General features: G+C 61.4%; 6 protein-coding genes. 1 reads left to right on the top strand and 5 read right to left on the bottom strand.

From position 1 onward, the window contains the following. Positions 1–1,222: 1,222 nt before the first annotated feature. The 5 genes from KBZ04_RS12900 to KBZ04_RS12880 all read right to left on the bottom strand — a co-directional run bounded on the left by KBZ04_RS12900 (position 1,223) and on the right by KBZ04_RS12880 (position 5,834). Complete coding sequence (locus tag KBZ04_RS12900; protein WP_254992310.1) at positions 1,223–1,621, bottom strand: hypothetical protein; 399 nt, start codon at positions 1,619–1,621, stop codon at positions 1,223–1,225. Between the two features lie 147 nt (positions 1,622–1,768). Beyond that, positions 1,769–2,935 carry an EVE domain-containing protein gene (locus tag KBZ04_RS12895; protein WP_254992309.1) on the bottom strand — a complete coding sequence of 389 codons (1,167 nt, stop codon included), beginning with the start codon at positions 2,933–2,935 and terminating at the stop codon, positions 1,769–1,771. A 164-nt stretch (positions 2,936–3,099) separates the two neighbouring features. Beyond that, entirely contained in the window at positions 3,100–3,867 is a 768-nt protein-coding gene (locus tag KBZ04_RS12890) for an LEM-3-like GIY-YIG domain-containing protein (protein WP_254992308.1), read from the bottom strand. A 258-nt stretch (positions 3,868–4,125) separates the two neighbouring features. Beyond that, positions 4,126–5,118, bottom strand: coding sequence for a hypothetical protein (locus KBZ04_RS12885; protein WP_254992307.1), 993 nt, complete (start codon positions 5,116–5,118; stop codon positions 4,126–4,128). Next, a complete protein-coding gene (locus KBZ04_RS12880; protein WP_254992306.1) occupies positions 5,115–5,834 on the bottom strand; it encodes a Coq4 family protein in 720 nt (239 codons plus the stop codon). The genes KBZ04_RS12885 and KBZ04_RS12880 overlap by 4 nt, the downstream gene beginning before the upstream one ends. Positions 5,835–5,952: 118 nt before the next feature. On the opposite strand from KBZ04_RS12880, the gene KBZ04_RS12875 reads away from it, so the two are divergent. Continuing rightward, a complete protein-coding gene (locus KBZ04_RS12875; protein ID WP_254992305.1) occupies positions 5,953–6,615 on the top strand; it encodes a TetR/AcrR family transcriptional regulator in 663 nt (220 codons plus the stop codon). The last annotated feature ends 160 nt before the right edge of the window (positions 6,616–6,775 follow it).

Here is a 6,775-nt window from a genome sequence, read left to right as displayed (position 1 = left end):
GACACCGCCCGACGCCAGCCCTCCGGGGTACCGCCAGAAACTCCTCGACCAGTGTGCCGCGAACCGATTTCCAGTATCGGTGAGTCAACGGGGTTTCGTGCTTGCTCATCTTGCGGTGCTCGTCACGTCCGGCCAACGTTCCGATTCACCCGTGGCGACTGTGTTTTCGATTGCCCCTACTCCTCATCCATCGGGTGCAACCGAGTTGTTGGCTTGCGCTGCTGGGCGCTTGTCCCCCTCCGCTCTGAGCCGCTCCTGGGGGTGATTCTCGACAAGATAAAAACGATCGCCTTCTCCCTCAAAACGCTCAAATCAGTCAACATCTACATTGACAGGACGATTGCAAACCTCTTGCTATACCTGGCATCACAGAGCTTTGTCACAGACGAATTTTGAATCAATTACCCTGTTCATCAGGAAGCAAACGCAACACTATAAACAATTTGAGAAGCAGTGGCAGTGCTTCGGGCAATTCAACTTCAATAGTCGACCACCCCCAGGGTCCTAACCTTCGAATCCGAACCGAACCAAGATCCTGATTATCGGAAATGATACGAGAGTCTTGCCATTCATACACTTGATGATTGTACTCTAGGACTTGGGATGGAGGCAGGGGCAGCATTTTCAACTTCATGGATGCGACACAGGTTTTACCCTGTCTAAGCTCATAGCGATTGTGGATGGGAAATCCTCTTCCTACCATCCTCAACGTTTTTCTCTGAATAATCAGTCTGCCTTGGGAGGTCCAAAAGCTAAATGTTGCTCTAGCGACTTCCTTGTTGTCGATAAAAATTCGATAGCCACACAGACTAGGATGAATTCTGAACATTATTAGATCAAGTCTGAGCTTGGCAGTGATGTTGAAAAGAAGGCAAGCTCGGTGATCATGTTTGCGTCATGGAATTCCCCACAGTTTACCCAAAAGGCACCCCTGCGCTCAACGTTCGACCACCAAAGATGCCGGTTCCAACGATAAGTTGGCCATGTTCCCCAGCAGGATGGTCATGCAGAGACTTTGTTCCCAGCCTTTAGACGAAGCAGCGCAGCTCCGCCACCAGTCGGATACCGATGCAGTTTGCTGGCGAACACGCTGGAGAAAGTCTCCTTCCATGTCCGGTCTTGAACTTCAAAGTATGTTGGCACTTCGTCCAACTTTTGTCACAACTCTTGAACTCAGCCGTGCCGCGAAGCGGAGGCGGCTGGAGTGAATTGTTAGGCGCCATCACGGCATCTCCATTAGCATCTTCAACTGAGCAAGCTCCCTGTCCACGAGAGCTACTTGCTCCTCAAAGAAACTACTTGAGAACGAAGGCGGCTGAAAAAACGTAATCATGAATTCACAGCCGCTGCCGTTGGATACCAAGCGTGCTGGAACCGTCCAACTTGCATCTGGAGAGTTGAAGTCGTGATCGAGGGTGCCGAGGTCCGCATTGGGTCGGATCCGTAATTTTGCCATGCCAGAGGGTGTCTCCATTTCCCACCAGTGGTCATCTGTGGGTTTGACGGACAACACGTTGACGATGGCCCATTTAGGCCAGTTGGCGGCATCCGCAAGGAATGTGAAGACACGATCCTGCGCCGCGTCAATCGAGATTGTTTTGGTAATGGCGTACACAATCATCAGTGAGTCCTCTGTTGAATCTGCTTTGCAGCCTAACGCTACCCCTGAGTGGCAGGAAGGGATCTTGGGTTGGCGAAGCATGGATTCGGAGGTGGCCTGTCCACTCGAGGGGTTTGTTAGACGGGAGCCCTTTATGTCTGGAGGAGGTCAGGCCCCCCGTAGCTCGCTAAGAGCGGCTTCAAGCTCCGAGCGTCGAAGGCCGCAGTGAATCTCTCGGTGGTGAGTTGGGCAGAGGCAGGCCACATTGTCGGTGGTGTCTTCCCCGCCGTCAGCCAGCATATGGATGTGGTGAACCTCAACGTAGGGTTCACCATCTGGCTTGAGGAACAGAGGTACCTCGCAGCCCGGAACCTCACATCGACAACCGGCCCGCCTTTTCGCATACGCGATGATGTTCGGATCCCGATTGAAGACGGTCGTGGTCGTCGTTCCCGATCGAGGCTTACTCGGACGCCTGCTGGCCCGGATGCGCGCCTCAAGGACATCAAGGTCTGCCTTTGCTTCCTCTACCGCCTGCTCGAGACGTTCTTCCTGGAGCTCGCGGGTTGGTTCAAGCCAATACTGCGGCCACAAACGCTGGAACTCATCGCTAACAGCGTTCTTGTCGATAGTTTGGGCCCGCTCGTCGAAGAACTCCGCCCAAACCGACCGATCGACATTGCTTGCTCCATCCATTCCATCTCGCGAGTCCCTCGGGTCAATTGCGCGAAAGTTCATGATCTTGTTGTAGGCGCCTGTTACGGCACGCCCGATGAGCATGGCTAGATCAGCGACGGGGCTGCCGGGCTTCCTCGAAATCTGCTTGCCGTACAGAGCCAGGTAAGTCTGAAGCGCGGCCAGAGACTCCGCCCGACTCCAGTCAACCCCGGTTTTGATCCAGAGGTTCCGCAGGCGCTCCGCTTCCCGCGTCTCCAGCGGAAAGTTTGTCCCGGCGGGCTGACGGATGATGAGCATCTCGGAGCACGCAGGGTCGTCGACGAGCCAGTCGCGCTTAATGAATTCTCGTGAGTTAGCGATGCCGTCGACACGCAGCTTCACGCGGGTACTCGTTCCGGTCGGTGCATCGCGCTTCCAGAAGGGAGCCGCAGCAGGGTCATCCAAAATGTTAGCGGGCTCAGTGAGGGCGGTTGCTCTAGCAACGATGCCGGCCTTGCCCTCCTCACCACCTGACGAACGCCAAATGTAGACCACATCACCGGGTTGAATCTCGCCGCTGTACCGTCGCACCAGCCAGGTAATCTCTTTCGGGCCTGCTGCGAGGTAACCGTCGATATCGAACTCGTTTGGATTGGCTTGGAAGATCCAGGTGCGCATCGGCTCTCGCCAGAAAACGTTCGATTACACGGTACATAATCCGAGCTGAGATGGAGCAATAGACCCCGCCTCGACATCCTTCCATCTAACGCTCAAGCTCAGCGGCGGGCATTTGCGCTTTGCCTTAATCAGGCATTCTTGGCCCCGCCCACTGCATTTTGATGTTAGGCACACGACCCGCCGGGGTTGATTCCGATGATTGGACTTCGAAATCCTTTCTTGTGATAGCCGGCAACTGACTTGCCAAGGTAGCGCGTCCGTAGAGAGTCTTCTGCTACATGGCCCACGAACTCCCAACGTCCGTCACTGGTACTGAAAAGTTCTTGCTGATCCCGTGTTTGATATTGTGTAGTGCCCGCTTCGTGCCAAGATTCGATGGAATAAACTTCACGGACAATACCTGCAAAGACAGCCATAGCTAATTGTGCATAGTTGCGCCGCTCCTCGCCTATTACCCATACACCACGCGTAGCCTCATACAGTGATTGGGGCGACATACCGTACTGAAACTGTTGGTTAACCCTAATTAGCAGGGCAGGTTCGATCACTTCTACTGGCTCAGCCCTTAGCTCTGCGATGAAAGCTTCGAGCGGCCGGCGCGGGAACTCGGTGGCATTTAGGCCTCGGACCTTGTTAGTAAGTGCGTGAATGCCGACAAGTTCGATGAGAGCGGCCTCAACCCTTGAAGCTTCGACGTCATCGCGAAGGCCATGGGCAATGATGTCAATTCTTGGCTTTAGGTTACACGCATGAATGGAACGGATACGCTCGACTTTGTGACTTTCAATCGTGTCATATAGATGATCGACTGCGCGCTGCCCAACTCCCTTGCCTAGGTAGAAGACACTTGGTGGATCGTCGCGTGGATCTAGGTACGCATAAACGTAGTGTCCGAGAGCATGAGCAACGTCAGGCGTAATCTCAAGATTCATGTGAACATCCAGTTGTACCTAACAAGTCATTGGACGGTTCCGAGAACCACCACTCTGATATGCCTCCTTTCCGATAACCGCCTGACGAGCGGCAGTAGGGATCGCCAGAACTCCCGATACTGCATGGCCTCCCAAGACCAACTTCCGATTTCTAGCAGTGGTTCACGGGTCCGATAACCCCCTGTAGCCACCGATACCCAAGTCTTGCCACCTGCCCACCTTGGTCAGAGCAAGTCCCGCGAAGACAATGCCACCAGCTCACCCCCGCCCACTCCTCAGGGAAAAAGGCACGGTGAGCAGCAGGCTCCCCCCGGCGACCACGAACAGCCCCGGCAGGGAAATGTCGATCAGCACCCCCGAGAGGGCCTGGGACAGGGGATCGAAGGCGACGCCGGCCAGCATGGCCAGGGCCATCACCCGGCCCTGCAGGGGTGCCGGGGTTTCCCGCTGCAACCAGGCCGTGGCCAGCACCCCCACCAGGCCGCCGCCGATCCCCATCGCCGCCAGCAGGGCGGCCGCCGTCCACCACTGGCCGGCCACCGCCAGCCCCAGCAGGCCCGCCCCCAGCCCGGCCGACAGCCAGCCCAGCGCGCCCCCCGGATGGGCGAGGGCGCCGAACCGGCCGGCCCACCAGACCCCCGCCAGAGCGCCCACGCCGTAGGCGGCCTGGAGCCAGCCGTAGCTGGCGGCGCCACCGCCGAAGCGCAGCGTCACCAGCTCCACCACGCCGATCACCACCGGGCCCAGCACGGCCAGGTTGATCATGGCGATCAGCGTCAGGCCCGTGCGGATCGCCCCGTGGCCCCAGGCGAAGGCGATCCCCTCCCGCAGGCCCTGCCCCAGTCCCCCGTTCGGGGCCGTGGCCGCCGCGGCCAAGGAAGGCCGCACCTGCAGGAAGCAGCCCACGGCGAGCAGCAGCAAAAGGGTGTCGAAGGCCAGGGCTGCCGGGTAGAGGCAGGCCTCCGCCGCCCCGAACACGGCCGCCAGCACCAGCACCGGGCCCAGGTCGAGGGCGTCGCGGCTGGCAAGCAGGGTGAGCACCCCGGTGGCGATCGCCAGGATCCAGCCGGCTCGCACCGCCAGCGTCCGGGGTGGATGGCGGTCGCTGAGCACGCCGCCCAGCAGCAGCAGCAGCCAGGTGACGGCGACGAACCAGAACTGGACGCCGGCGAACAGGAGGGTCTGGCCCAGCCAGAGCCAGCGGAAGCCCGGCCGCCGCAGCAGGGATCCGCCCACGGCCTTGGCGCTCACAGCTGCCCCACCCGCTCCGCAAACGGCCGCAGCTGCAGCGCCTCACGCCATTCCACCAGCGGCCGCTCCCAGCCCTCCTCCCAGCGCTGGGCGAACAGAGGCCTGGCCTCCAGGCCCATCTGCAGCCCGGTGCGGATCGCCTCCACCAGCTCCGGCAGCAGCTCGGGGGCCCCGAGGGTGGCCGACACCAGGGCCTGGGCCGTGAGCACGGCCCCCAGGGGGTAGGGGAACTGGGTGAGATGGAAGGCCTGCAGGCCGATCTCGCCCGTCACCGTGGTGTCGAAGCCGGTGACCACGTGCCAGAGGTCGTGGGTCTGGCTGAGCCGCAGCTCCACATAGGCGGCGTCGCTGTTCGGCGCCATGCCGGCGTGGAGGTTGGGGTCGTAGCCCAGCCGTGCCAACGACGCCGCGTAGGCCTGGCCGAGGCTGCCCTCGGGCAGCGTTGCCAGCTGCTCCAGCTCGTGGGCCGGGGGGATCCAGCGCGCCTCGATCAGCGCGGCGCAGGCCGGATCGCGGCGCAGCTGCTCGGCCATCAGGGCATAGGAGGGCGTCTCCAGCAGGGCCTCGGCCAGGGCCCCCACCAGCTCGAGGTCGGTGTCGCCGCCGCTCATGGCCACGAAGGTGCCGAGGACGCGGAACAGCTGGGGCGGCAGCTCCTGGGCCTCGAACGACGCCGCGGTGGGGGCGGGATTGGGGCGGAAAACGGTGGTGGTCATCGGGGTGAACGCAAAAGAACATGAGCAGTCCTCACGTCCAAGAAATTATGAGTATCCCTCGCCTTTGTCAATGGGATGCGAGGATCGCTCAGGTTTTCCCGGTCTGCCGCTTCCCGCCATGGCCGACGCCACAGCCGCCCCCGGCGAGCCCTCGCCCCTGCGCCGCCAGCCCCGCCAGGCCCGCAGCCAGGAGCGGGTGCGGCGGATCCTGGCGGCGGCCGAGGAGCTGTTCGTGGCCGGCGGCGTCGGCGGCACCACCACCAACGCCATCGCCGCCAGTGCCGGGGTGCCGATCGGCTCCCTCTACCAGTTCTTCCCCGACAAGGGGGCGATCCTGCGCAGCCTCGCCCAGCTCTACGCCGAGCAACTGCACGAGCTGCTCACGGCCTTCTTCGACCGGGGGGACGGCCGCTGCCTCTCCCTGGAGGACTCCATCACCGCCGCCGTGGCCCTCACCGATCGCTTCTTCCGCGACCACCCCGGCTACCCGGCCATCTTCCTGGATGTGCAGAGCGCCACCCCCGAGCTGCTGGCCATCGAGGAGGAAGCCGACGTCCGGCTGATCAACGACTGGAGCGGCCTGATCGTCGACAAGGCCGCCGCCGAGGGCAGCCACCTCAACGCGGAGGAAGGCCACCTGATCGCCTACGTGTTGGTCAAGACCGTCGGCCACCTGCTGTGGCTCGCCGCCACCCAGGAGCAGGGCCGCCGCGACCGGCTGGTGGCCGAATGCGGCGACCTGGCCATCGCCTACCTGCGCCGGCGGTTGGTGCCGGGCTGATCAGGCCCAGAGGGTCTCCAGGGTGTAGGGGCCACCCTCTTTCACCCAGAAGGTGCCGTCGATGAAGCGATGGCTCCGGTCGAGCCCGTCGATCGCCTCCATGTCTTCAGGAGCCAGCTCGACCTCGGCAGCGGCGAGGTTCTCGGCCAGGCGCGCCAGG

The organism is Cyanobium sp. N5-Cardenillas (genome assembly GCF_024345515.1).
GTDB lineage: Bacteria > Cyanobacteriota > Cyanobacteriia > PCC-6307 > Cyanobiaceae > Cyanobium.
Note: the sequence above shows the minus strand (reverse complement) of the source record. Positions and strands in the feature narration are given on the sequence as shown.

What these genes read in the sequence shown, in the direction of transcription:
- KBZ04_RS12880 (WP_254992306.1), bottom strand. Translation starts at nt 5,834, where the DNA reads ATGACCACCACCGTTTTCCGCCCCAATCCCGCCCCCACCGCGGCGTCG.
- KBZ04_RS12895 (WP_254992309.1), bottom strand. Translation starts at nt 2,935, where the DNA reads ATGCGCACCTGGATCTTCCAAGCCAATCCAAACGAGTTCGATATCGAC.
- KBZ04_RS12890 (WP_254992308.1), bottom strand. Translation starts at nt 3,867, where the DNA reads ATGAATCTTGAGATTACGCCTGACGTTGCTCATGCTCTCGGACACTAC.
- KBZ04_RS12900 (WP_254992310.1), bottom strand. Translation starts at nt 1,621, where the DNA reads ATGATTGTGTACGCCATTACCAAAACAATCTCGATTGACGCGGCGCAG.
- KBZ04_RS12875 (WP_254992305.1), top strand. Translation starts at nt 5,953, where the DNA reads ATGGCCGACGCCACAGCCGCCCCCGGCGAGCCCTCGCCCCTGCGCCGC.